Origin of the sequence: Pantoea stewartii subsp. stewartii (genome assembly GCF_008801695.1) — a bacterium.
Taxonomy (GTDB): Bacteria; Pseudomonadota; Gammaproteobacteria; order Enterobacterales; family Enterobacteriaceae; genus Pantoea; species Pantoea stewartii.
Map to the genome: position 1 here is coordinate 1 of NZ_VZPF01000052.1, position 24,626 is coordinate 24,626.

Sequence of the window (24,626 nt, forward strand, 5' to 3'; positions counted from 1 at the left end):
GACGTGGTTGCGTTACGTCATCGGTCATATACAGGACTGGCCGGTGAACCGGGTCCGCGATCTGCTGCCATGGAAGGTCGAGCTTCCCTCTGCCTGAACGTCAATACGGTCTGAATGCGACGCTTACTTACCGCACTGGTGACATCAAACTTCTGTGTTTTGGCCCGTTGCGGGTTATCCGGCAGATAACGTAACGCCAGCCAGAGCGTGACAACGCCCAGTGGCAGGTTGATCAGGAACAACCAGCGCCAGCTGGCAAATGAGAGGATGGCTGCCGCAACCGTGGGGCCGGCTGCAGTCGAGATCGCCACCAGCAGGGCGTTGATCGCGATGCCGCGGCCCAGATAACGTGGGGGATAAATGATACGAATCAGAGCGGTGTTAACGCTCATGATCGCCGCACCCCCCAGGCCCTGAAGCACCCGGCCCAGCGTAAGCAGGGGAAGGGAGGGCGAAAGGGCGCAAAACACCGACGTGATGGCAAACACCACCAGCCCTGCCTGGTACACGCGGCGGTAGCCGACGATATCGCCTAAAAAGGACAACGACAGTAGCGAGGCGACAATGGCAATCTGATAAGCATTAATCACCCAGACTGACTGGGCCGGACTGGCCTGTAGCTCACGTGAGATGGTTGGCAGCGCGACATTGGCAATCGATCCATCCAGTACCGCCATGATAAGGCCGATGGCGATCGTCAGAATAGCCCAGTAGCGTTGGGGTACTGCGAGTCCGCCGTCAGAAGAGGAAAGTGACATAGAGGCTAATATTAAAGAGTGTGAATATCATCATGCTAATCAATTGGCCGCCAAATTGCATCGTACCCACGGAAAAAATATATTTTAGAGATGTTTCAAACCCGGAAGATTGCCGGGATCGGCGCTGTCACTCTATACTGCAACTCTGTTCCAGTTTTTTTGAAACACGTATTCAGGGTGACAAATGGCCGCTGACGAAAAGGATAAACAGCCGGATGCCGTCTCTTCGGTGCAAAAAGTATTCGGGATTTTGCAGGCATTAAGCGAAGAGCGCGATCACGGTATTACCGAGCTGGCACAACGGCTGATGATGTCCAAAAGTACGGTCTACCGATTCCTGCAAACCATGAAAGCATTAGGTTATGTCGCGCAGGAAGGGGAAAGTGAGAAATATTCGCTGACCTTGAAACTGTTTGAGGTGGGATCCAACGCGTTGCAGCATAGCGATCTTATCCGCAGCGCCGATGTACACATGCGCGAGTTATCGCGTCTGACCAAAGAGACAATCCATCTGGGCGCGCTGGATGACGACAGCGTGGTCTATGTGCATAAAATTGACTCGCTGTATAACCTGCGTATGGCCTCACGTATTGGTCACCGCAATCCACTGCACTCCACCGCACTGGGAAAAGTGTTGTTGGCCTGGCGCAGTCGGGAGGAGGTGAATGCCATTCTGGAGCGTATGACGTTCACTATTAACACCGCCAACACCTTACCGGACGCAGGCGCGTTACGCGAAGCACTGGGTCAGGTCAGGGCGCAGGGTTATGGTGAGGATAACGAAGAACAGGAAGTGGGCGTGCGCTGCATCGCCGTGCCCGTTTTTGATCGCTTTGGTGTTGCCGTCGCCGGACTGAGCCTTTCCTTTCCCACGCTGCGCTTTTCTGCCGCGAACAAGCAACAGTATGTGACGCTGTTACGTGAAGCGGGCCAACGTCTTTCGTCAGAGCTGGGCTATACCGGCAATGACGGGGGTTAAAAAAAAGCGGGCCAGTTGGCCCGCTCCTCCGTTATCCGTTGTCGACCACTTCGCTACTTTTCTTTAGCAGCGGGCAATCCGTCACGCCCACCACGCCGCTGTCTGTATGCAGATATTGCGCGGTCACCATCCCTCTGGCGGTCAGATAGTTACATTTCAGCCCCAGTCCCTCGGCATTCTTGTTGCTGCCCGCCAGCACGCCGTAACCTGTGAACAGCATAGCCAGCCAGAGGATGCCGATAACGATAATCGCCCGAATGAAGAGTTTCATTGTATCTCCTTATGATACCCACGCAGCGTTCCAGTGACTGCTGCTTAACATGATGTACAGGATTAGCATGCCTCGCTTTCAGGCAGGATGCGATCAGAGATAACTGAAAGCGGAGAAAGCGCTATATCGCTGACGTCACCATTATCTTTTGCGGCGGCGCGGAGTAGAATAGACGGTCGTTCTTTTTTTGTGATTTCATCAGGTATCTTGAGGCAGTTATGAATGAGTTAGCCGCGAATGCGGGACCGGTAATCAGTTACGGCGTTTTTCTGCTGGCGCTGATTGTGGCATTAATGCTGTGGTTTTACGTTAATCGCGCCAGCGTTCGGGCGAACGAACAGGTTGCGTTATTGACGTCATTGTTAGAAGAGCAAAAGAAACAGAATGCACTGCTGCGGCGGATGATTGAGGCGCAGAATGGTGCAGATGAGCCGTCCCCCGAAGCGCCGTCGGAAAACGACGGACTGATTCGTTTAATCCCGGAACGTTAACCCTGCATGGAGGCCGGATGGCCTGGAAAAATCCCTGGTATGACAGCAGTAAACCCCATCACACCGCTGAGGGGTTTCGTAACCCTGAGCCCGACAGCCGCCAGCAAGGTGACCTGCAGCGCTGGCGACGTGAACGCAAAGCCCAGGGATTACCCCATCCGCCTCGTCAGGGCTATGACCAGTTTATTACGCAGTGGTGGCAACCTGCCGATCTGAACGGGGAGGATGACCGTCTCTGGTGGCTGGGCCATGCGGCGCTGCTGATGCGCATAAACCAACACTATATTCTGATTGATCCCGCGCTGTCCCGGCGGGCTTCCCCTTTGCCGTTTATCGGACCTGAACGTAAAACGCCGTCTCCGCTGGCCATTGACCAGTTACCGCGGCTGGATTACGTCCTGATATCCCATAATCATTACGATCATCTGGATAAGCCCACCATCAAACAGATTGTGCGCCGCTTTCCGGACACTATTTTTCTGGTGCCGCTGGGGCTGGCGGAGTGGTGTAAGCGTCATGGGGTCAAACAGGTGCATGAGCTTGACTGGTGGCAACAGAAAGTGTTTGCGGGAATACAGTTTGATGCGGTACCTGCGCGCCACTGGAGCATGCGCACCGTTACTAATCGCAACCGAACCCTGTGGTGCGGTTGGGTGATCAGGACCGCTTCGCTGCGATTTTGGTTTTCCGGTGACAGCGGCTACAGCGACAGTCTTCTGGCGATTGCGCAGCATTATGGCCCCTTTAATCTGGCCGCTTTGCCGATAGGCGCTTATGCTCCGCGCTGGTTTATGGGGGCACAACACATGGATCCCCAGCAGGCGGTGGCGTTGTGGCGCGCGATAGGTCAGCCACTGACCCTTCCCATTCAGTGGGGCGTTTTCGAACTGGCGGATGAGTCACTGGATGCGCCCCCGGCTGAACTCCAGCGAGCACTCGCGCAGAGTGGCGAGGTTCAGCAAAATTTTGCGCCCTGGAAAATTGGGGCGAGCCACAGTCTGAGCGATCTCAATCCGACCTAATCCGAAATACGGGGCCCTGTGTTTGTGAAACGGCAAGGCTCCGGCGTATTCGCTTTTTATTTCTTTTACGCGCTCGGGGTAATTCAAACGTCAGCTGTCAAGAAAATGATTAGTGCGGAGGGGAAGTCTCAACTTTTGATTTTACTAATAATAATTTTTATATTTGTACGAAATAATAAAAGCTGTACAAGCTGAAGCCGTCCGGGTTTACCGTTCCCCTTATCCATTCCTTTATTTGGTGCATTATTGCCATATTAGTGCAATGTAATTTATTTATTGTCATACATCATGATAAAAGCAGGAAAAGTAGTACGTTATCCCATCCGGGATGCAGGAAGCCTTTATTTTATCGTGAAGTTATGACGGTCGCTGGGTTTCGGTTCGCAGCATTTTGTACCATAAAGTACATTCTCTGGGAGCTACCCTGCAATTATGCAAAAACTAACGATCGACATATTAAAAATGGCTTGCCATTATTTAGCGGATATGTGATAACAATTCGTGGGTTAAACGAGGTACAGTTCTGTTTATGTATGGCATCTTCAGTAAAGAAGTTACGAGTAAAGACGTTGACGTTGAATACCGCTTCCTTGCCGAACTTTAATCAGTGCCTCATTCAGTAATGTCTCTGTTTTATCTGTAGGTTAGCCTCCGGGCAAATAAACACTTTAAGGAATTAGTAAAATGGCAAAGATTAAAGGTCAGGTTAAGTGGTTCAACGAGTCTAAAGGCTTCGGTTTTATCACTCCAGCTGACGGTAGCAAAGACGTGTTCGTACACTTCTCTGCTATTCAGGGCAACGGCTTCAAAACGCTGGCCGAAGGCCAAAACGTTGAGTTCGAAATTCAGGACGGCCAGAAAGGCCCGGCAGCTGTTAACGTTACTGCTATCTGATTTCGCCTCAGACGGGTGCCCTGCGCCCGGTCTCAGATATTAAAGCCTTGGCCTTCTGGCCGAGGCTTTTTTTACGCTTTCGCTCGGGTTCCCTGTCGAGTACACTGCTGCGCATCGATAGATGCCGGAGCGCCATATGTCCTTGATTTGCCCACTTTGTCACTCTTCCCTGAACCTGACCGAACGCAGCTGGTGTTGCGAAAATCGCCATCAGTTCGATCAGGCGAAAGAGGGCTATGTCAATTTGCTGCCCGTTCAACATAAAGGCTCCCGCGAGCCGGGCGACAGCGCGGAGATGATGCAGGCGCGACGTGACTTTTTGCAGGCCGGTTACTATCAGCCCCTGCGGGACAAGGTGGTTGACGTGCTGAATCAGCATCTGCAGGTACCGGCCGCTCAGATCCTGGATACAGGCTGTGGGGAAGGGTACTACACCGGTGCGCTGGCGGATAACTTTGCGCCAGCGGGCAAGGTCTTTGGCCTGGACGTGGCCAAAATGGCCATTCGGCTCGCGGCGAAGCGCTATCCGCAGGTCCTGTTCTGTGTCGCCTCCAGTCAGCGTCTGCCGTTTGCGGACCATTCCCTTGATGCTGTGGTTCGCATCTATGCGCCCTGTAATGAAGCGGAGCTTAATCGCGTCATCAAACCCGGTGGATACCTGTTAACGGTTACGCCGGGCCCGCACCATCTGGCGCAGTTCAAAGCGCTGATCTATCGCGATGTTCAGCTGCACGCACCGGAAGGGAAAGTGTATCAGGGCTTTCAGCAACGTGCCCGGCATGCATTAACCTATCCGATGGCCCTTACCGGACAGGCCGCCACCACATTATTGCAGATGACGCCCTTTGCCTGGCGCGCGCGGCCAGACGTCTGGCAGACGTTAGCCGAAAGCGCGCAGTTTCACTGCGAAGCGGATTTTGTGATAACCCTGTGGCAACGCGACTAACGCGCTTCGACCAGGGTTTGATAAACCCGCTCAAGATCGTCAAGCTGATGCACGGCGATCAGTAAGCGCCGCTGTTCAAGCTGGATGACTAAAATGCCGTCTTCAGACAGATTCATGCTCTGGATACGGGAATAGGCGATCCAGATACCCGCGAAGAACAATCCCTCCCGTTTCATGACCAGCGTGGGGCGGCGGAGCCAGAACAGCCAGAAGGACAAAAAGCACAGCATCATCAAGAGTGTGGTGGTCAGCACGGGTCCCTGATGCGTGACGTTGTTCCAGAGCAGGATGACCAGTAAACCAATAAAAATCAGGCTGTCGGCTTTATGACGGCGCTGCAGCGGCACACGTAACAGCGTCGGGCCTTTACGTCGGGGCAGAATCGCCTCATCGTAGATCGCAAACACCAGCAGAGCAGCGATGCAGAGAGCGATGATGATGTCCGTCAATGACATGGGGCTTCCTTTCGAGCTTCAGTGGATGTTACCGCCAAAAAAATCGGGAGCCTTGCTCCCGATTGCGTCAGGATTAAAGCCCAAGCAGGCCGATCCAGTAGCCGAAGATACCGATAGCAAAGAAACCAACGATGATCCACAGGGCATTGACCTTACGCCGCAGCAGCCACATACAGGCAAAGGTCAACAGGAGCGGGACGATGCCGGGCATTAACTGATCCAGAATCGACTGGACGGTAGTGACTGTGGTCTTGCCGGTCTGGTCGGTAATGCGTGACACCACCAGCGGAATATTGACGTGCGTCCACTTATTGACCAGCGCGCCCATGACAAACAGCCCAAGGATAGAGGCACCTTCGGTCAGTTTTTGCAGGAAGCCACCGCCCATATCGCTGACGATATCAATCCCTTTACGGTAACCGTAGGCCACACCGTAATAACGGGTGAGCAGACGGGCCAGGTTAAACAGGATGAAGAACAGCAATGGACCGAGCAAACTGCCACTCATTGCGATGCCCGCACCCAGGGCGGCAAACACCGGACGAACCGTTCCCCAGAAAATCGGGTCACCTACGCCAGCCAGCGGCCCCATCAGGCCCACTTTGATGCCGTTTATTGCACCATCATCAATTGCGGCACCATTGGCGCGCTGCTCTTCCATCGCCATGGTCACGCCCAGGACCGGGGCCGCAACATAAGGATGTGTGTTAAAGAACTCAAGGTGACGTTTTATCGCCTGCTTGCGGTCATCGTTGTTTTCAGGATAGAGACGGCGAATCACCGGCACCATAGAAAAACAGAATCCCAGCGCCTGCATACGTTCGAAGTTCCAGGAACCCTGGAAAAGGTTTGAGCGTACAAAAACAGCACGGACATCGCCTGGCGTCAGTTTCTTTTCGACTTTTGTTATATCAACCATGTTGTCACCTGTTCCTTAATCGAGTTCGTTGTCAAGATCGTTTGCTGACGGCGAGGCCGCAGGCGCACCGGCGGTACGGTTATATTTCGGACTGAGCTGGATATAAAGCACGGCCATCACCACGCCAATCACCCCCAGCGCAACCAGGTTGAAACTGGTGAAAGCCGCCGTCACGAAACCGAGATAGAAGAACGGCATCAGGTAACCGGCCCGCATCATATTGATGACCATGGCGTAACCCACCACCACAATCATGCCGCCCGCAATGTTGAGTCCGTTCGTCACGACTTCAGGAATCGAACTGAGCAGAGAGTGCACCGCGTCCGTGCCAACCGAAATCGCAACGATCAACGCCGGAATGGCGATGCGCATAGCCTGAAGCAGCAGGGCGGAGACATGGATCCACGAAATGGCCGTAAGATTGCCTTTCTCTGCGGCTTTGTCCGCCGCATGCTGAAATGCCACGGTCAACGTGCGCACGATAATGGTCAGCACCTGGCCGGCGGCGGCGAGCGGAATAGCCAGCGCGATACCGGCGCCGACGCTTTGCCCACCTGCAATGACCAGAATGGTGGAGATAATGGACGCCAGCGCCGCATCAGGGGCGACCGCCGCGCCAATGTTCATCCAGCCCAGTGCAATCATCTCCAGCGTTCCGCCGATGATGATGCCTGTCTTCATGTCCCCCAGTATGATCCCAATCAGGGTACAGGCCACCAGAGGGCGGTGAAACTGGAACTCATCCAGGATGGATCCCATACCGGCAATACAGGCGATAATAAAGATCAAAATAATTTGAAGTGTGGTTATTTCCATCATACTTCGTGTCCTCTACAGGATAGAAAAGAGTGCTGGCCCGTTAAGCGCCTACTTTGGCTATCAGATCCATCATTTTCAGTTTGGGATCACCTGAAACCTTGCGTACCTCAAGCTCAATATTGCGTTCATTGAGCTTTTGGAACGCGGCGATATCTTTCTCATCAACGGACACGGCATTGTTGACCTGCGTTTTGCCCTGCCGGAAGGCCATGCCGCCAATGTTGACGCTTTTGATATCGACGCCCTGTTCCACAACCCGCAAGACATCGGTGGGATTGGTGAACAGCAGCATGACGCGCTCACGGGCATATTTGGGGTTATTCCAGACGCGCACCATTTTATCGACGCCAACCACGTGCGCAGTCACGCCCGGCGGCGCGACCTGGGTTAAGAGTGTCTTGCGCACATTGTCGTTTGCCACCTCATCACTGACGACAATGATGCGGCTGACATTGGTCTCTTTGGTCCAGCGTGTGGCGACCTGGCCATGAATCAGGCGGTCATCAATACGGGCCAGGCAGATAATCATGTGTTCGTCAGGCGAGAGGGGTCTGACAGCGGCAGGGGTGGGAGGTGGAGTCGGTGCGGCAGCAACGGGCGCGGGTTTGACTCCAGGTTGGGCTTTCAGCGCTTTGACGCCTTCACGACCGGTTTCAACCGCAATCGCTACCAGCTCATCGAAGGTTGGATTGTCATCCCGCGCCATCAGGGTTTCCACTAACATGGGAATATTCACCCCGGCCACGACCTCATAGCTGGCGTGATCCATGACCAGCCGACTTGCCGCATTAAAAGGACTTCCACCCCAGGTATCTACCAGAAAAAGCACCCCCTTTGAGGTGTCCAGTTCGGCCAGCTTTGCCTGATATTTTTCAATCAGCGTTTCTGCATTTTCGCCCGGTACAAAATCAATCCATTTGACGTTTTCCTGTTCGCCTAAAAGCATCTCTGCCGTTTTAAGCAGCTGTTCTGCTGCCCAGCCGTGTGTACCAATGATCAGAGCAATGGTCACGTGCTACCTCCGTTCGCTTGTTGATTCCATAAGGTGAGGAACCGTTAAGAATTATCGCGTTAACAATGCTGACTTCTTTATTGAGCCTGCCGGCCCGATATCCACATTGCAGGGATAACCAACTCACTACGTGCATGCCGGATTTATTTTAGTGACCGAAAAAATAAATTTTGTGATGTCGGTTGGCTATTTACAGCATAAAAGCGTGAAATTACGTTTTAATGGCGCATAAACGAAGTGATGACAGAATGTAAAAATAAGAAAATTTTTTGACCTTGTTGACCGAACTGATACATTAGCGATCTGTTAATTATTCAGGAGTAATGGGCTTCAGCCCACCCTTATGGACCGTCACCGACGTTGCTTAACCTTGTCTTTGCGCTCCTCAGCGCGTCAATTTACGCCAGACCGCGTTTTCTTTGCTTTTACACCTTGCTCACCGTCACGTCGTCAGACGCTGGTACGTTTTAGCGTAATCACAGCCTTTTTCAGGAGTCACTAATGGAATTTCTGTTCGACCCCTCAATCTGGGCGGGATTGCTCACGCTCATCGTGCTCGAGATTGTGCTCGGCATTGATAACCTGGTATTTATTGCCATCCTGGCCGATAAGTTACCGCCGAAGCAGCGCGATAAAGCGCGTTTGATTGGCCTCTCGCTGGCGCTGATTATGCGTCTGGGCCTGCTGTCGCTGATCTCCTGGATGGTCACACTGACGCGGCCGCTGTTTAGCGTGGGCGGGTTTAGTTTCGCCGGACGCGATCTTATTTTGCTGGCGGGCGGTATCTTCCTGCTCTTTAAAGCCACGATGGAACTGCATGAGCGGCTGGAAAACCGTAAGCTGGAAAACAGCGGCAACCGCAGCTATGCCAGCTTCTGGGCCGTTGTGGCACAGATCGTCATACTTGATGCGGTCTTCTCACTGGATGCGGTGATTACGGCCGTGGGGATGGTGAATAACCTGCCGGTCATGATGACGGCGGTAGTGATCGCCATGATTGTGATGTTGCTGGCCTCTAAACCGTTAACAAAATTTGTTAACGCCCATCCTACGGTCGTTGTCCTGTGTCTCAGTTTCCTGCTGATGATCGGTCTGTCGCTGGTGGCGGAAGGGTTTGGCTTCCATATTCCTAAAGGCTATCTGTATGCGGCGATTGGTTTCTCGATCCTGATCGAGCTGTTTAACCAGATTGCGCGTCGCAACTTTCTTCGCCATCAGTCGCATCGTCCTATGCGTGAGCGTACCGCTGAGGCCATTTTGCGCCTGATGGGGGGCCGCAACCGTGTACAGACGGCCCCGGCCAGCACTGAAGAGCAGGCGATAGCCGTCGCGATCCCACAGGAAGCCTTTAAGGATGAAGAGCGCTATATGATTAACGGCGTACTGACGCTGGCTTCCCGTTCAATTCGCAGCATCATGACGCCGCGTGGCGATATCTCCTGGGTGGATGCCAGTCGTCCGGTAGACGAGATTCGTATCCAGTTGCTGGACACACCGCACAGTCTGTTCCCGGTCTGTCGGGGAGAACTGGACGAGATTATCGGCGTTGTCAGGGCCAAAGAGCTGCTGGTCGCACTGGATCATGGTGTGGATGTTGCCACCTTTGCGGCAAATACGCCGATTATCGTGGTGCCGGAAACGCTCGATCCGATTAACCTGCTGGGCGTACTGCGTCGTGCCAAAGGGAGCTTTGTGATCGTCACCAACGAGTTTGGTGTGGTACAGGGCCTGATTACCCCGCTGGATGTGCTGGAAGCGATAGCAGGTGAATTCCCGGATGAAGACGAAACGCCGGATATCATCATGGACGGCGACGGCTGGTTAGTGAAGGGGGGAACCGATCTCCACTCGCTCCAGCAGCTGCTTGATTTTCATGAGCTGGTGAAACCGGACGACGATCATGCGTCACTGGCAGGGTTGCTGATTGCTCAGAAAGGACAATTACCGAAGCCGGGTGACGTCATTGATATCGCGCCGCTTCACTTCCAAATTATTGAAGCGACCGAATACCGCATTGATCTGGTTCGTGTGACGCGCGATCCGCAGCATGACGAGGACGAAGAAGGTTAACCTCCTCTGAAAACGCAAAACGCATCATACTGTGATGCGTTTTTTTTGCCCCAGGCATGGCACTACAGGTCGCTGATCAGTTGATGTTGCCGTAGCCACGCGGGGAAATCCTCCAGCGGCATGGGGCGGGCAAAATAGTAGCCCTGCAGGTGATCCACGCCGCGGTCGCGCAGATAGTCAGCCTGCTCCGGGGTTTCCACGCCTTCCGCCACCAGGCTGATATTCAGCCGTTGCGCCAGTGAGATCACCATATCCGTTACGGTCGCGTTAATCGCATCCGTGCCGATCGAGGCGGTGAAGATTTTATCCAGCTTCAGCACGTCCGGTTGCAGGTCCTTCAGGTAAGACAGTGAACTGTGGCCTGTGCCAAAATCATCAATTGCCAGCCGTACGCCAATCTCATGCAGTTGTGAAATGACCGTTTGATCGACCACCGGCAGCGCATCACGTTCGGTAAGCTCGACGACCAGCTTTGGCACCGGATTGGCAGGCCACCAGATAGTTTGCAGATCTTCCAGAATGGCGCGGTCACGAAAATGACTGGCGGCGACGTTCACAGCAATGTGAAAATCCGGGCTGTGAGGCAGATCCGGCAAGGCTTCGACAACGCGATTTAACACGAAACGGGTTAAAGGCTTAATCAGATTCTGACGCTCAGTCAGCGGAATAAACACATCGGGCGGGATCCAGCCCTGGCGCGGGTTATGCCAGCGCAGCAGGATTTCAATGCCGTCACACTGACCGTTTCGGGCATTGATGAGCGGCTGGCAGTAAACAATAAACTCCCTGGCGGTGATGCCATAGCTGATTTGCCAGCTCAGACTCATGCGGTTGGCGGTTGCCAGCCACATGACATAGCCTATTAACAAACTCAGCATTAGCGCCAGCGGCAACTGAGAAGGCAACGAGGCCAGTGCCAGACGGGATGGGGAAGGGCCATAAAGCGTTACCGTGTAGGGATAACGCAGTGACGCTTCGTTATAGGTGACTTCATCTTCCGAAGGGACCGCCGACTCAATAAGCGGATTGCCGTATTCCAGGCTCTTGCCGTTAACGTTAAAGATGGCGCGTTCCACCCAGGGCGACTGCGGTTCCAGCAGATAACTGCTCATCAGTTCAATGTTGATGGCCTGCAGGATGCCTGAGCGGTTATCCAGCGTTGTTGGCGTCCAGAGTAATAAGACCGGCGAACCTTTAAGCAGATAGTCATCTGTAGACAGGATCATGCGCTTATCGTTAAGCGCCAGTTCAGGGTAGGTCTGACTAAAGGTGATATCCCGTGAGCCGAAAATACTGGAGCAGTACAGTAAGTCATCGTTCACCAGCAGAATCGCCCGCACGGTTTGTAAGGACGCAATCTTTTCGATTAAGGGAAAACGCGCGTCCTCACAGGGCATGCCCACTAAACCCAGCGTGTTATTGGCTGCCACATCCAGCGGAGAAAACATGCGATCAAAACGCGTAATCGCGTTATCGGCAAAGCTAATTGCACGCTGCTGAATCCGTGATTTTTCTTCGAAATAGCGCAAAGCCAGCGTTAACGTAAGAACAATAGAAGCAATCACCACAGCAATAAGCAAACGCTTACGTCTGTACTGTCCAACATATTGCTGGGCCATGAACATCAAGAATCACCTTCCCAAAACCAGAAAAATAGATATAGCTGGGTTGTTATCGGCACGGCCTGGAGCAAATTTAGGACCGGTGCGTAAAATGAAAGGCTGTGAAGAACGCGCTAAAGCGACTGTCGGGTCGCTTTAGCGTCGTTAATATTTATATCAGGCAGGACTTGCTAATGCACTGTTTAACGGGCGAAATTTAAAAATAAATAGACTGAATTATTAGTCACATTGAACTTTTATCGCCAGTCCGCCCCGTGATGTCTCGCGGTATTTCGCGTTCATGTCTTTGCCGGTCTCATACATGGTTTCAATGACCTTATCCAGTGAGACGCGCGGTTCGCTGGTACGGCGCAGGGCCATACGTGCCGCGTTGATCGCTTTCACCGAGGCGATTGCGTTACGTTCGATACAGGGCACCTGAACCTGGCCGGCAACCGGATCGCAGGTCAAACCCAGATTATGTTCCATCCCGATTTCGGCGGCCACGCACACCTGCTCAGGGCTGGCGCCCAGCAGTTCGGCCAGACCTGCCGCAGCCATTGAGCAGGCAACGCCGACTTCTCCCTGACAACCGACCTCCGCGCCGGAAATAGAGGCATTCATTTTATACAAAATGCCAATGGCACCGGAGGCGAGGAAATAGCGAATAAAAATGTCGGGCGTGACGGGTTCAATGAAGTGATCATAGTAAGCCAGGACGGCGGGGACGATACCGCAGGCTCCGTTGGTCGGTGCGGTCACCACCCGACCGCCCGCCGCGTTCTCTTCATTAACCGCCAACGCAAACATGTTGATCCAGTCAATCACCACCATCGGATCGTTAGAGTGTTTGGCTGAGGAGATCAGCAAACGCCGCAGTGACGCCGCCCGGCGCGGTACCCGCAACGGCCCGGGCAGCACACCTTCGGTATTCAGACCGCGGTCAATACAGGCCTGCATGGTTTGCCAGATGGTCGCAAAATATGCATTGATCTCTTCACGTGAATGCAGTGCCAGCTCGTTTTTCATCACCAGCCCGGACAGGGAAAGTCCGGTCTCGCGACAGTGGGCCAGCAGTTCTTTGGCCGAGTGGAAGGGCCAGGGCACCGTGACTTCGTCCAGGGCCGACTGACCAAAATGCTCTTCATCGACAATAAAGCCGCCGCCGACAGAGTAATAGGTTTTAGACAGCACCAGCAGGTCGCCGGAGAACGCCAGCAGGCGCAGGCCATTTTCGTGCAGGGAGAGATTTTCGCTGCGGAACACCATGCCGCCTTCACGCGGAAAATCGACTTCATGCGCGCCTTTGGCAAGGGGCAGGCGTTCACGTTGTTGCACATCCTTAATAAACGCGGGGATGGCGTCGATATCGACGCTGTCAGGCGATTCGCCGGCTAACCCCATAATAATCGCTATATCCGTATGGTGACCTTTACCGGTCAGCGACAGGGAACCATAGACATCGACCGCAATGCGTGTCACCTCATGCAGCTTGCCTTGTTCAGACAACAACACTACAAACTGTTTACCCGCTTTCATCGGACCGACCGTATGAGAGCTGGATGGGCCGATGCCCACTTTAAACATGTCAAAAACCGAAATCATGGGTGACACTCCTCACAAAAACTTGCAGACTGTCGTGGCAGTTAATGGCGCTAATAGTAAACGGCGAGGCAGGGTAAACGTGCTGCTTTTCGCATGAAATAAACTAATTAACTCCACCAGAAAAAATTATAGTGTGACATGGCGCAAAAGCCTGAATTCAGACGCAGAAATGGGCTCGCCCTCAACTAAAATGCAATTTGCTGGCTCAGGGCACGAATAATGCCTGCTGTCATTCCCCACACCAGATAGCCCTGATAATGGGAAAGCCACACCGGGTGGCGAATGCCGGCACGATAATAGTCAAGTTCGGCGTAGCGGCTAAGACGAAGCGCTTCGGTCAGGGGCATTTCGAAGGCGCTCTGAACCTCGTCAGGATTAAGGCGCAATTCGAGGGTTGCAGGCACAATGCCGACCACCGGTGTGACCTGAAAACCTGTGCTGCTGGTCACCGGAGGCAGGCAGCCGAGCACCTCAACCCGATCGGGTGCGATGCCCACTTCCTCCTGCGCTTCTCGCAGCGCTGTCGCCACCAGTGAGCTGTCGTCGTGATCCTGCATCCCGCCGGGAAAGGCCACCTGACCGGCATGTTTACGTAAGGCGTGCGAACGTTGCGTCAGCAGCAAGCCGGGCTGTTGACGGGCAACGACGGGGATTAACACAGCGGCATGTCGCCCCGACAGCGGCTGGGCGTTATGCAGCGGCTGCTGCAGGAGAAAACGGGTGCGAAAATCAGCCAGCGTCAGCGCCATTCAGGCTCCTTTTTCCAGTGCAGGCAGAATGCGACTGACCTTATCCAGCGTTTCCTGATATTCCGAGGCCATATCACTGTCGGCGACCAGGCCGCCGCCCGCAGCGCAGTAAAGATGCTGACGCTCAGCAATCAGCGTACGAATGGTGATGCTGGTATCCATTCTGCCGCAGACACTGAGATAACCAATGCTGCCGCACCAGGCATTGCGGCGGTGAGGCTCCAGTTCATCAATGATCGCCATGGCGCGAATTTTAGGCGCACCGGTAATCGAGCCGCCGGGAAAACAGGCACGCAGCAGATCGCAGGCATGAAGATGATCCGGCAATGTGGCCTGAATGGTGCTGACCAGATGATGGACTGCCGGGAACGGCTCGACCACAAACAGTTCGGGCACGTGCACGGAGCCCGCGACGGCGACCCGACCGATATCGTTGCGCAGCAGGTCGACTATCATCAGGTTTTCTGCGCGGTCCTTCGCCGCCGTGCGCAGACTGTCAGCCTGGGCCGCATCCGCCTCAGGATCGGCCGCACGCGGACGCGTACCCTTGATGGGACGGGTGGTGATAACCTGCTGATCCAGTGCCAGGAAGCGCTCGGGAGACAGGCTCAGAATGGCGCTGTCGGGCAGGCGCAAAAATGCGCTGAACGGGGCGCGATTGGCCTGGTTGAGCATACAAAATGCCCGCCATTCATCCCCCTGATAGCTGGCGCTGAAGCGCTGTGCCAGATTGACCTGATAGCAGTCACCGGCCTGAATATAGGCCTGTACCTTATTAAAACGTTCCGCGTAGTCGTCTATGCTGAGGTTTGACCGCCAGTCACTGGTAAGGGAAAACGCCGCCGCGTCACGTTCGGGCCAGTTTTCCAGCCAGGCAAGGCGCGAGACGATATCGTCCAGGGCGACCAGGGTGAGTTTACCGAGGTGATGGTCGGCAATCAGTGCCCAGTTATAGATGCCCACGGCCATGTCTGCCGTAGTCAGATCGTGAAGGGCGGTGTCGGGCAGCGTTTCAAAGCGTCGCCCCAGATCATAGCCAAACAGCCCCAGCGCCCCGCCTTGAAAGGGCAAATCGGGGTGACGCGGTGGCTTAGCGCCCAGCGCGTCACACTCCTGTTGTAATAAGGAGAGCGGATCGTCAGTACGCGTTTCAACGCGATCGCCCTGCTGAATTTCTGTTATGCTGCCACGGGTTGTCAGGGTGGTAAGCGGGTCCGCCGTCAAAATATCAAAACGGTTATCACTGTGACTGGCCTGGCCGGACGAAAGCAGCATCGCCCATGGTAAATGCGCAATGCGCGAAAAATAGTGGGTGATAGCGTCGGGCGAATAACACAGGTTATGAGTTTGAACGATCATTGAGCACGAAATTTGACATCAGTAAGGCCGTTAGACTGACATATTTTTCCCTGACTGGCACCTGTTTGTTCCCCATGAAATAATGACAGCCCTTAACAGGAGAAAATGATGATGACAGGATTACCCGCACTCTCACACGATCAGCAGCAGCGCGCCGTAGAGCGCATTCAACAGTTAATGGCTGAAGGGATGTCCAGCGGTGAAGCGATTACCGTTGTGGCACAGGAGATACGTGAAAGCCATACAGGTGAAATGATCCGGGCGCGCTTCGAAGAGGACGATGAAGGCTGACGCCCGGGGCTCGGGATCAGCGGGCCGCGATAATTTTTATTTCAACTTTATACTTCGGATTCATCAACCCGGCCTGGACCGTACAGCGAACCGGGGCGTTATCGGGTGAAACCCACGCATCCCAGGCGCGATTCATCGCGGCAAAATCCGCCTTGTCGACCAGAAAAATGGTAGCGTCAAGGATTTTGCTTTTGTCGCTGCCTACGCGCGTCAGCAGGGCATCGATCACCGCTAACGCATTAGCCGTTTGCGCCTCGGCATCAGCGTCGAGGTTTTCGGGCACACTGGTGTAATAAATGGTGTCGTTATGAATAACGGCTTCGGACATACGGTGTTCGGGATCAACGCGCGTAATGCTCATTTTCTTCTCCTGATTTTCTGAACGCCTAGCCTGACATATTCCCGGTACGATTGTCATCCCTTGCAGAAGACGGTCGCCGTCAGTCGCGCAACCGTCAGCGAAAAGTGGTATAAAGCGTCGCTTACTTGTTCAGAACAATCAGGATTAACGCATGGCCAATACGCACTATCTCTTTTGGGTAATGTTCGGGGCACTGACGCTGCTGTTTATTGTGATCGCCACGTTTGTCGGTATGTCGCGTACTGCAAAACACGGTTTTTTTACGCTTGTCGTCCTGATGGCGATACTGGTTGCGGGTGCGCTCTACATCAGCCCGTGACGATAACGGGCGGCCTGGCCCGTCAGACTGACTGAACGCATCCGGTCAGCAGACTTCATGCAGAATGCTGCCGTTTGTGATTTCCTTCGGGGCTGCAATGCTGACATAATATACAGTGTTTTCGGCCGTAATTGAGAGGGTACGTGGCAGACGATTTTGCAATTGATGGCGCGCTGGCAAAAGGCATTGCGGGCTTTAAACCGCGTGAGGCCCAGCGTGAAATGGCGCAGGCGGTCACCGAGGCGGTACAGAATCAGGGTGAACTGGTCGTCGAAGCGGGGACCGGCACCGGTAAAACCTATGCTTATCTTGCCCCGGCGCTGCGGGCGAAGAAAAAGGTGATCGTGTCAACGGGCTCAAAAGCCCTGCAGGATCAGCTCTACGCGCGCGATCTTCCCACCATTGCGAAAGCGCTTACGTTTACCGGTAAAACTGCGCTGCTTAAAGGCCGGTCAAACTATCTGTGCCTGGAGCGTATGGAGCAGCAGTCCGCGACCGGGGGCGATATGAGCGTTCAGGCTCTCACGGATTTTGTCACGCTCCGCAGCTGGGCCTCGCAAACCCCGGATGGCGATATCAGCACCTGTGCCGGCGTCACCGAAGACAGTCCGCTCTGGCCGCTGGTTACCAGCACCAACGACAACTGTCTGGGCAGCGACTGCCCCCTTTATAAAGACTGTTTCGTCGTTAAAGCACGTAAAAAAGCGATGGACACCGATGTCGTCGTGGTCAACCACCATCTTTTCCTGGCCGATCTGGTGGTAAAAGAGGGCGGATTCGGGGAACTGATCCCTGAAGCGGACGTCATGATTTTTGATGAAGCGCACCAACTGCCGGATATCGCCAGTCAGTATTTTGGTCAGCAACTGTCGAGTCGTCAGTTAGCCGATCTCGCCAAAGACATCATTATCGCATACCGCACGGAAGTGCGGGACGTTCAGCAGTTGCAAAAATCCGCTGACCGTCTGGCCCAGTGTGCCCAGGACTTTCGCCTGACGCTGGGAGAACCGGGCTACCGCGGCAACCTGCGCGACCTCCTCAGCGATAACAACATCATGCGCATGTTTACGCTGCTGGATGATGCGCTGGAACTCTGTTACGACGTGATCAAACTTTCGCTTGGACGTTCTGCCCTGCTGGATGCGGCCTTTGAGCGCGCGGCGCTCTATCGCACGCGACTGAAACGGATTCGTGCCATCAGCGAACCGGGCTTTAGCTACTGGTATGAATGTACATCGCGTCACTTTGTGCTGGCGCTGACGCCTTTATCGGTTGCCGAACGTTTCCGCGAGGTCATGGATAACCGTAAAGCGGCCTGGATTTTTACCTCTGCCACCCTGGCTGTAGATGAAAAGATGGACCACTTTGCCGAGCGACTGGGCGTCAGTCAGGCAAAAAACCTGATTCTTAACAGCCCGTTTGACTATGCGCGGCAGGCGTTGCTGTGTGTGCCACGCAATCTGCCTGAGCCCAATCGCCCCGGTGGCGCGCGTCAGCTGGCAAAAATGATGAAGCCGCTGATCGAGGCGAACAAAGGCCGCTGCTTCTTTTTATGCACTTCTCATCTGATGATGCGTGAGCTGGCCGCCGAGTTCCGGGCCACCATGACATTGCCGGTGCTGGTGCAGGGCGAAACCAGCAAAGGACAGTTGCTCAAAGAGTTTATCGATAAAGGGAATGCCTTGCTGGTGGCGACCAGCAGCTTCTGGGAAGGCGTGGATGTACGGGGAGATGCGCTGTCGCTGGTCATTATCGATAAGCTGCCGTTTACGTCGCCAGAGGACCCGCTGCTTAAGGCCCGGATGGAAGATTGCCGCATCCGGGGCGGCGATCCCTTCAGCGATGTGCAACTGCCGGATGCCGTGATTACGCTGAAACAGGGCGTGGGCCGGTTGATTCGTGATACGGACGACCGCGGCGTTCTGGTCATCTGCGACCAGCGGCTGGTGTCACGGCCCTACGGCGCACTTTTTCTGAGCAGTCTGCCGCCCACACCACGCACGCGTGATCTTGCGCAAGCTATTGCCTTTATTAATCAGTAACCTAGCGCGTAATTGTGTGCTAAGATGCGCGCCGTTTTGAATCTTCAGAGGTCGATATGTCGGTCCGAATTTTAGCGCTGGATACAGCGACAGAAGCCTGTTCTGCGGCATTGCTTAACGGGCAAGAGAGTGACGCACGTTTTGAAATTGCGCCGCGCGATCACACACAGCGCATTTTGCCGCTGGTCGCCGAGCTGCTGCAGGCTCAGCAACTGGAACTCACCGAACTCGATGTGCTGGCCTTTGGTCGCGGGCCCGGCAGTTTTACGGGCGTGCGTATCGGGATTGGTATTGCCCAGGGGCTGGCACTCGGCGCGGCGTTACCGATGGCAGGTATTTCCACCCTGGCCACGCTGGCGCAGGGCGCCTGGCGTCAGCACGGTGCCTGTCGGGTACTCACCGCGATTGATGCGCGCATGGGTGAAGTGTACTGGGCAGAATATCAGCGCGATGAGGACGGTATCTGGCAAGGTGAAGCAACGGAAAGCGTGCTTACGCCCGAGGCCGCGTTGGAGCGCATGCAGGCGCTGAGCGGGGAGTGGTATACCGCCGGTACCGGATGGCAGGCCTGGCCGGTACTGCAGCAGGGCCATGCACTCCAGCTCAAAGACAGCGGCGTTTTGCTGCCAGCGGCTGAGGACATGTTGCCCCTGGCGGCGCGCGCCTTAGCACAGGGGCAAACCGTGTTGCCCGAACAGGCTGAGCCAACCTATCTGCGTAATGAAGTGGCATGGAAAAAACTGCCGGGCCGCTGACAGGCAACGCAACTTATTGTTATCGGGGCACTCTAAACATCAACCTTCAGGAGAATGTCTATGTCAATGTGTCGTAGAGGCGTTGCCGGTGTGATGTTGGTCTGCGCCCTGGTGTTAAGTGGTTGTGTTTCCGTACCGGATACGATTAAAGGTCACTCAGCGTTGCCCCAGCAGGATTTACTGCGGGTGATGAGCAATCCGGCCCTCTATGTCGGCCAGGAGTCGCGCTTTGGCGGTAAAGTAGTCAACGTAACTAACCGCAATGGCAAAACCCGGCTGGAAATTGCGACCCAGCCGCTGGATGACGGCGCGCGCCCGGTGCTGGGGGCCAGCTCAGTAGGGCGTATCTATGCCGACATTCCCGGTTTTGTTGACCCGACGGATGTCAAAGACCAGTACGTCACCGTTCTCGGCACGATTAAGGGAACGGAGCCCGGTAAAATCGGCGAAGCAAACTACTCGTTTGTGGTCGTTGACGTTCGGGGTTACCAGCGCTGGCATTTGACCCGTCAGGTCGTGTCACCGCCAGAGCCTCTCGATCCCTGGATCTGGTATGGCCCCACGCGCCATCGTGGTGGTTACTGGGGTCCGAATCCTTACTGGGGCATGTACAACCCCGGTCCGGCTCAGGTCGAGACCATCCTCACGCAATAGTGTGACATCCGTTTTGAACAGGCCCGGTCGCGGTGCTCGCAACCGGGCTTTTTATTTGCATCATTAACCAACACGAAATTTAGTGATGGGCTTCGCAACCTCAACATGCCAATAAGAGCAAAATGGTACAATCAGTTAAAATATTGTTAACAAATACGATTGTTGAGGCGGCGATGAGTACACAACAAGATTATCGGGGTGAATCCTTGAATAAGGTTTGGCTGAAACGCTACCCGGCAGACGTCCCTGCCGAAATTAATGCTGATCGTTATACGTCTCTGGTCGATTTATTTGAGCAGGCTGTCGTGCGTTACGCCGGACAGCCCGCATTTTACAACATGGGTCAAAAAATGACCTACCGCCAACTGGACGAGAAAAGCCGGGCGTTTGCGGCATATTTGCAACACGAACTCAGGTTACAACCGGGCGCGCGCGTCGCGCTCATGATGCCGAACCTGCTGCAATACCCGGTCGCGCTGTTTGGTGTGCTCCGGGCCGGCATGGTCGTGGTTAACGTCAATCCGCTTTATACCCCGCGTGAACTGAAGCATAAGCTAAATGACAGCGGTGCCAGTGCGATCGTCATCGTGTCGAACTTTGCACATACGCTGGAAAAAGTCGTCGCTGAGACGGCGGTCAAACATGTGGTGCTGACCCGGATGGGGGATCAACTGGCACCGGTAAAAGCCACGCTGGTGAATTTTGTGGTGAAGTATGTGAAGCGGCTGGTGCCCAAGTATCATTTGCCGGGGGCGATATCATTTCGCCATGTGCTGGAAACGGGCGCGTCAATGCCGTATCGACGTCCACAGGTCAGTAATGATGATTTGGCGTTCCTGCAATACACGGGCGGGACGACCGGCGTCGCAAAAGGTGCGATGCTGACGCACCGAAACATGCAGGCAAACCTTGAGCAGACCAAGGCGACGTATGGCAAGTTACTCCGCGACGGTAAAGAGTGCGTCGTGACGGCCTTGCCGCTCTACCATATCTTTGCGCTGACCGTGAACGGCTTGCTGTTTGTGGAACTGGGTGGGCAAAACGTATTGATCACCAATCCGCGCGACATTCCCGCTTTTGTGAAAGAAATGGCGAAGTATCCTTTCACGGCGATAACCGGCGTGAACACGCTGTTCAATGCCTTACTCAACGATGATAATTTTAACAAACTTGACTTCTCGACGTTACGTCTGTCCGCGGGCGGGGGGATGGCGGTGCAAAAAGCAGTGGCGGAACGTTGGGAAAAACTGACCGGGCACTATCTGCTGGAAGGCTATGGGCTGACGGAATGTTCCCCACTGGTGTCGGTTAATCCCTACGACATTAACTGCCACACCGGCAGTATTGGTTTGCCGGTTCCCTCAACGGATGTCATTATTCTGGATGAAAACGGTAATGAAGTCCCCACTGGTGAGCCCGGCGAATTATGCATTCGTGGGCCGCAGGTAATGCTGGGTTACTGGCAGCATCCGGAGGCCACGGCAGAGGTCCTGAAAAATGGCTGGCTCCACAGCGGCGATATTGTTACCGTTGATCACGAAGGATTTATCCGCATCGTTGACCGCAAAAAGGATATGATTCTGGTTTCGGGCTTCAACGTCTATCCTAATGAGATAGAAGATGTCCTGATGCAGCATCCGAAAGTGCGTGAAGCGGCAGCCATTGGTGTGCCGAGTGAGTTGTCCGGTGAAGCGGTGAAGGTTTGTGTGGTCAAGAAAGATCAGTCGCTGACCAAAGAAGAGCTGCTGGGCCATTGTCGCCGTCAACTGACAGGCTACAAAGTGCCCAGGATTGTTGAGTTTCGTGATGAACTGCCTAAAACGAATGTAGGAAAAATTCTGCGTCGTGAACTGCGCGACGAGGTGAAAACCAGCGCAAGCTGATTCGCCGTCAGGATTCAGGTTGAACGCCGGCACTGTCCGGCGTTTTTATTGCTTTTAACATGGAGCACCGCACGTTGTCAGCTGCGGTGGAAACTGAACGTGAGCTATTCTCTGATCGATAACGATGATCACCTGGCCGAGGTGTGTCAAAAAGCACGCCAGCATACGGCTGTCGCCCTGGATACCGAATTTGTCCGTACCCGGACCTACTATCCTCAGCTGGGGTTAATCCAGCTGTTTGATGGCGAGCAGTTAGTCCTGATCGATCCGTTACCTGTCCGTGACTGGTCACCGTTTATTGCGCTCTTAACGGATACCCGCGTGACCAAATTTTTGCACGCCGGGGGGGAAGATCTGGAAGTGTTCCTGCACCGCTTTGGGGTACTGCCACAGCCCATGATCGATACACAGATTCTGGCGGCGTTCAGCGGTCAGCCACTTTCCTGGGGTTTTGCCTCAATGGTGGCGCATTTCACTCAGGTGGAATTAGACAAAAGTGAAGCCCGGACCGACTGGCTGGCCCGTCCGCTGACTGAGCGGCAGTGTCAGTACGCCGCAGCGGATGTGCATTACCTGCTGCCCATTGCGCATCAGCTGATGGCGCAGGTGGAGCAGGTGGGGAACGTGACGGCGGCACTGAGCGAATGTGAAAACCTGTGTCAGCGCCGTTTAGATGTGCTTGATCCCGAGGACGCATGGCGGGACATCACTAACGCCTGGCAACTGCGTCCGCGTCAACTGGCCGCGCTGCAGCGCCTGGCGGCATGGCGGCTTAACGTTGCCCGCGAAAAAGACATGGCGGTCAATTTTGTGGTGCGTGAAGAAAACCTGTGGAAAGTGGCGCGCTTTATGCCGGGCTCGCAAGGGGAGTTAGACCATCTGGGCCTGTCCGGTCACGAGATCCGTTTCCACGGCAGGGCAATGCTGGCGCGGGTTGCTGAAGCCGCCGCGCTGGAGGACAGTGCGTTACCACCGCCGTTAGCGAATCTGGTGGATCACGTGCATTACAAACGGGCTTTTAAAGCGATTAAAGCACTGGTACAGCAGGTCAGTGAACAGAGCGGATTAAGCCAGGAACTGCTGGCATCACGTCGACAGATTAATCAGGTGTTGAGTCAGCACTGGGGATTAAAGCCACAGAACCGTGAGCCCGAACTTCTGGCAGGCTGGCGCGGTGCGCTTCTGAAACCCGGCATTAGCGAGATACTTGCCGAGATATAAAAAAATTCCCCTGCTACTGCGCAGGGGAATCTCAGGAAACCAGACGCGTCATTTCGTTACGTCTTCCGTTTCAGGTAAGGTGACGTTCAGTTCCAGAATCGAGATATCATCTCCTTTCTGATCAAGCTGAACTGTCACCATGTCCGGATCAATCTTCACGTACTTGCAAATCACGTCCAGAATGTCGCGCTTGAGTTGCGGAAGATAGTGGGGCTCACTGTCGCCCCTTCTCCGTTCTGCCACAATAATCTGCAGCCGTTCCTTGGCTATGTTGGCAGTGTTCTTCTTCCGGGATAAAAAGAAATCGAGTAATGCCATGGTTTATCCCCCGAACAGGCGTTTCAGGAAACCCTTCTTCTCTTCTTCAATAAAGCGGAAGGGGCGAACTTCACCGAGCAACCGTTCAACGGTATCGGCATAGGCTTTACCCGCATCGGACTCCGCGTCCAGAATCACGGGTTCACCCTGGTTTGAGGCACGCAGCACAGACTGGTCTTCCGGGATGACGCCGACCAGCGGTATGCGCAGAATTTCCAGCACATCTTCCATGCTCAGCATATCGCCACGGTTAACACGACCCGGGTTATAGCGGGTCAGCAGCAGATGCTCTTTAACCGGCTCCTGGCTGGTTTCCGCACGGCGTGATTTGGACGAAATGATACCGAGAATACGGTCAGAGTCGCGAACCGAAGAGACTTCCGGGTTGGTGGTGATGATGGCTTCATCGGCAAAATAGAGCGCCATTAACGCACCGGTTTCAATGCCCGCAGGGGAGTCACAAACAATAAAATCGAACTCCATCTCCGCAAGATCATTCAGGACTTTCTCGACGCCTTCGCGAGTCAGCGCGTCTTTGTCACGGGTTTGTGAGGCAGGCAAAATATACAGCTGCTCAGTGCGCTTGTCGCGGATCAGGGCCTGATTCAGCGTGGCATCACCCTGAATAACATTCACGAAATCATAAACAACCCGGCGCTCGCAGCCCATGATCAAATCAAGGTTACGCAGGCCGATATCAAAGTCGATGACAACCGTTTTCTTGCCTTTCTGCGCTAAACCGGTGGCGATGGCCGCGCTTGACGTGGTCTTACCAACGCCCCCTTTACCGGATGTAACTACAATAATGCGTGCCATAAATATTGATTTCCTT

Annotated in this window: 26 protein-coding genes and 2 pseudogenes; 15 read left to right on the forward strand and 13 right to left on the reverse strand. The window is 54.4% G+C overall.

Features of this window, described 5'->3' with window-relative positions; translation table 11 throughout:
* Nucleotides 1–97 (forward strand): transposase domain-containing protein (locus F7Q90_RS15735; protein WP_151160719.1); only part of this gene is annotated, 97 nt, incomplete at its 5' end.
* Nucleotides 98–128: 31 nt separating this feature from the next.
* Here the strand turns inward: F7Q90_RS15735 and F7Q90_RS15740 are convergent.
* Nucleotides 129–758, reverse strand: a pseudogene (locus F7Q90_RS15740) (MFS transporter); the annotation flags it as partial.
* A gap of 184 nt (nt 759–942) precedes the next feature.
* Between F7Q90_RS15740 and kdgR the strand changes: the two are divergent.
* Nucleotides 943–1,737: a DNA-binding transcriptional regulator KdgR gene (gene kdgR / locus F7Q90_RS15745; protein ID WP_006119473.1), complete on the forward strand. Its 795-nt coding sequence runs from the start codon at nt 943–945 to the stop codon at nt 1,735–1,737.
* A 31-nt stretch (nt 1,738–1,768) separates the two neighbouring features.
* On the opposite strand, the gene F7Q90_RS15750 is transcribed toward kdgR, so the two are convergent.
* Nucleotides 1,769–2,008 carry a YobH family protein gene (locus tag F7Q90_RS15750; protein ID WP_006119472.1) on the reverse strand — a complete coding sequence of 80 codons (240 nt, stop codon included), beginning with the start codon at nt 2,006–2,008 and terminating at the stop codon, nt 1,769–1,771.
* 218 nt (nt 2,009–2,226) lie between these two features.
* Here F7Q90_RS15750 and F7Q90_RS15755 point away from each other — a divergent pair, with 218 nt between their 5' ends.
* The 5 genes and pseudogenes from F7Q90_RS15755 to rlmA all read left to right on the forward strand — a co-directional run bounded on the left by F7Q90_RS15755 (nt 2,227) and on the right by rlmA (nt 5,361).
* The gene (locus F7Q90_RS15755) at nt 2,227–2,499 is read left to right on the forward strand and encodes a YebO family protein (RefSeq protein WP_006119471.1); all 273 of its coding nucleotides are present in this window, start codon (nt 2,227–2,229) and stop codon (nt 2,497–2,499) included.
* A 17-nt stretch (nt 2,500–2,516) separates the two neighbouring features.
* A complete protein-coding gene (locus F7Q90_RS15760; protein WP_006119470.1) occupies nt 2,517–3,521 on the forward strand; it encodes an MBL fold metallo-hydrolase in 1,005 nt (334 codons plus the stop codon).
* Between the two features lie 529 nt (nt 3,522–4,050).
* Nucleotides 4,051–4,169 (forward strand): annotated as a pseudogene (locus F7Q90_RS15765) (DUF2627 domain-containing protein).
* 36 nt (nt 4,170–4,205) lie between these two features.
* The gene (gene cspE, locus F7Q90_RS15770; RefSeq protein ID WP_001062678.1) at nt 4,206–4,415 is read left to right on the forward strand and encodes a transcription antiterminator/RNA stability regulator CspE; all 210 of its coding nucleotides are present in this window, start codon (nt 4,206–4,208) and stop codon (nt 4,413–4,415) included.
* 136 nt (nt 4,416–4,551) lie between these two features.
* A complete protein-coding gene (rlmA, locus tag F7Q90_RS15775) occupies nt 4,552–5,361 on the forward strand; it encodes a 23S rRNA (guanine(745)-N(1))-methyltransferase (protein ID WP_006119468.1) in 810 nt (269 codons plus the stop codon).
* Here the strand turns inward: rlmA and F7Q90_RS15780 are convergent.
* The 4 genes from F7Q90_RS15780 to manX all read right to left on the reverse strand — a co-directional run bounded on the left by F7Q90_RS15780 (nt 5,358) and on the right by manX (nt 8,566).
* Nucleotides 5,358–5,816, reverse strand: a complete 459-nt coding sequence (locus F7Q90_RS15780) for a DUF986 family protein (RefSeq protein ID WP_006119467.1) — start codon at nt 5,814–5,816, stop codon at nt 5,358–5,360. The two genes, rlmA and F7Q90_RS15780, sit on opposite strands and share 4 nt — an antisense overlap.
* 73 nt (nt 5,817–5,889) lie before the next feature.
* The gene (locus tag F7Q90_RS15785) at nt 5,890–6,735 is read right to left on the reverse strand and encodes a PTS mannose transporter subunit IID (RefSeq protein ID WP_006119465.1); all 846 of its coding nucleotides are present in this window, start codon (nt 6,733–6,735) and stop codon (nt 5,890–5,892) included.
* 15 nt (nt 6,736–6,750) lie between these two features.
* Nucleotides 6,751–7,551, reverse strand: coding sequence for a PTS mannose/fructose/sorbose transporter subunit IIC (locus F7Q90_RS15790; RefSeq protein WP_006119464.1), 801 nt, complete (start codon nt 7,549–7,551; stop codon nt 6,751–6,753).
* A gap of 43 nt (nt 7,552–7,594) precedes the next feature.
* Nucleotides 7,595–8,566 (reverse strand): PTS mannose transporter subunit IIAB, encoded by a 972-nt coding sequence (manX, locus tag F7Q90_RS15795; protein ID WP_006119463.1) that lies wholly within the window; start codon nt 8,564–8,566, stop codon nt 7,595–7,597.
* A gap of 501 nt (nt 8,567–9,067) precedes the next feature.
* On the opposite strand from manX, the gene F7Q90_RS15800 reads away from it, so the two are divergent.
* Nucleotides 9,068–10,636 carry a TerC family protein gene (locus F7Q90_RS15800; RefSeq protein ID WP_006119462.1) on the forward strand — a complete coding sequence of 523 codons (1,569 nt, stop codon included), beginning with the start codon at nt 9,068–9,070 and terminating at the stop codon, nt 10,634–10,636.
* Between the two features lie 62 nt (nt 10,637–10,698).
* On the opposite strand, the gene F7Q90_RS15805 is transcribed toward F7Q90_RS15800, so the two are convergent.
* From F7Q90_RS15805 to pabB, 4 genes are all read right to left on the reverse strand, one after another.
* Nucleotides 10,699–12,261 carry an EAL domain-containing protein gene (locus tag F7Q90_RS15805; protein ID WP_006119461.1) on the reverse strand — a complete coding sequence of 521 codons (1,563 nt, stop codon included), beginning with the start codon at nt 12,259–12,261 and terminating at the stop codon, nt 10,699–10,701.
* A gap of 216 nt (nt 12,262–12,477) precedes the next feature.
* On the reverse strand, nt 12,478–13,842 hold the full coding sequence (locus tag F7Q90_RS15810) for an L-serine ammonia-lyase (protein ID WP_006119459.1): 1,365 nt from the start codon (nt 13,840–13,842) through the stop codon (nt 12,478–12,480).
* A gap of 185 nt (nt 13,843–14,027) precedes the next feature.
* Nucleotides 14,028–14,591 (reverse strand): CoA pyrophosphatase, encoded by a 564-nt coding sequence (locus F7Q90_RS15815; protein WP_006119458.1) that lies wholly within the window; start codon nt 14,589–14,591, stop codon nt 14,028–14,030.
* The gene (gene pabB, locus F7Q90_RS15820; RefSeq protein ID WP_006119457.1) at nt 14,592–15,950 is read right to left on the reverse strand and encodes an aminodeoxychorismate synthase component 1; all 1,359 of its coding nucleotides are present in this window, start codon (nt 15,948–15,950) and stop codon (nt 14,592–14,594) included.
* A gap of 108 nt (nt 15,951–16,058) precedes the next feature.
* Here pabB and F7Q90_RS15825 point away from each other — a divergent pair, with 108 nt between their 5' ends.
* The gene (locus F7Q90_RS15825; RefSeq protein ID WP_006119456.1) at nt 16,059–16,241 is read left to right on the forward strand and encodes a YoaH family protein; all 183 of its coding nucleotides are present in this window, start codon (nt 16,059–16,061) and stop codon (nt 16,239–16,241) included.
* Nucleotides 16,242–16,257: 16 nt separating this feature from the next.
* Here the strand turns inward: F7Q90_RS15825 and F7Q90_RS15830 are convergent, their stop codons facing one another.
* Nucleotides 16,258–16,602: a RidA family protein gene (locus tag F7Q90_RS15830; RefSeq protein WP_006119454.1), complete on the reverse strand. Its 345-nt coding sequence runs from the start codon at nt 16,600–16,602 to the stop codon at nt 16,258–16,260.
* 151 nt (nt 16,603–16,753) lie between these two features.
* On the opposite strand from F7Q90_RS15830, the gene F7Q90_RS26720 reads away from it, so the two are divergent.
* The 6 genes from F7Q90_RS26720 to rnd all read left to right on the forward strand — a co-directional run bounded on the left by F7Q90_RS26720 (nt 16,754) and on the right by rnd (nt 23,476).
* Nucleotides 16,754–16,921: a hypothetical protein gene (locus F7Q90_RS26720; protein WP_006119453.1), complete on the forward strand. Its 168-nt coding sequence runs from the start codon at nt 16,754–16,756 to the stop codon at nt 16,919–16,921.
* A gap of 143 nt (nt 16,922–17,064) precedes the next feature.
* Nucleotides 17,065–18,963, forward strand: a complete 1,899-nt coding sequence (locus F7Q90_RS15835; protein ID WP_006119452.1) for an ATP-dependent DNA helicase — start codon at nt 17,065–17,067, stop codon at nt 18,961–18,963.
* Nucleotides 18,964–19,019: 56 nt separating this feature from the next.
* A complete protein-coding gene (tsaB, locus tag F7Q90_RS15840; protein WP_006119451.1) occupies nt 19,020–19,718 on the forward strand; it encodes a tRNA (adenosine(37)-N6)-threonylcarbamoyltransferase complex dimerization subunit type 1 TsaB in 699 nt (232 codons plus the stop codon).
* A gap of 60 nt (nt 19,719–19,778) precedes the next feature.
* The gene (locus F7Q90_RS15845; protein WP_006119449.1) at nt 19,779–20,372 is read left to right on the forward strand and encodes a Slp family lipoprotein; all 594 of its coding nucleotides are present in this window, start codon (nt 19,779–19,781) and stop codon (nt 20,370–20,372) included.
* Between the two features lie 206 nt (nt 20,373–20,578).
* On the forward strand, nt 20,579–22,255 hold the full coding sequence (gene fadD / locus F7Q90_RS15850) for a long-chain-fatty-acid--CoA ligase FadD (protein WP_006119448.1): 1,677 nt from the start codon (nt 20,579–20,581) through the stop codon (nt 22,253–22,255).
* 99 nt (nt 22,256–22,354) lie between these two features.
* Nucleotides 22,355–23,476 carry a ribonuclease D gene (gene rnd, locus F7Q90_RS15855; RefSeq protein WP_006119447.1) on the forward strand — a complete coding sequence of 374 codons (1,122 nt, stop codon included), beginning with the start codon at nt 22,355–22,357 and terminating at the stop codon, nt 23,474–23,476.
* A gap of 48 nt (nt 23,477–23,524) precedes the next feature.
* Here the strand turns inward: rnd and minE are convergent, their stop codons facing one another.
* Nucleotides 23,525–23,794, reverse strand: coding sequence for a cell division topological specificity factor MinE (minE, locus tag F7Q90_RS15860; RefSeq protein ID WP_006119446.1), 270 nt, complete (start codon nt 23,792–23,794; stop codon nt 23,525–23,527).
* A gap of 3 nt (nt 23,795–23,797) precedes the next feature.
* Nucleotides 23,798–24,610 carry a septum site-determining protein MinD gene (gene minD, locus F7Q90_RS15865; protein WP_006119445.1) on the reverse strand — a complete coding sequence of 271 codons (813 nt, stop codon included), beginning with the start codon at nt 24,608–24,610 and terminating at the stop codon, nt 23,798–23,800.
* Between the last annotated feature and the right edge of the window lie 16 nt (nt 24,611–24,626).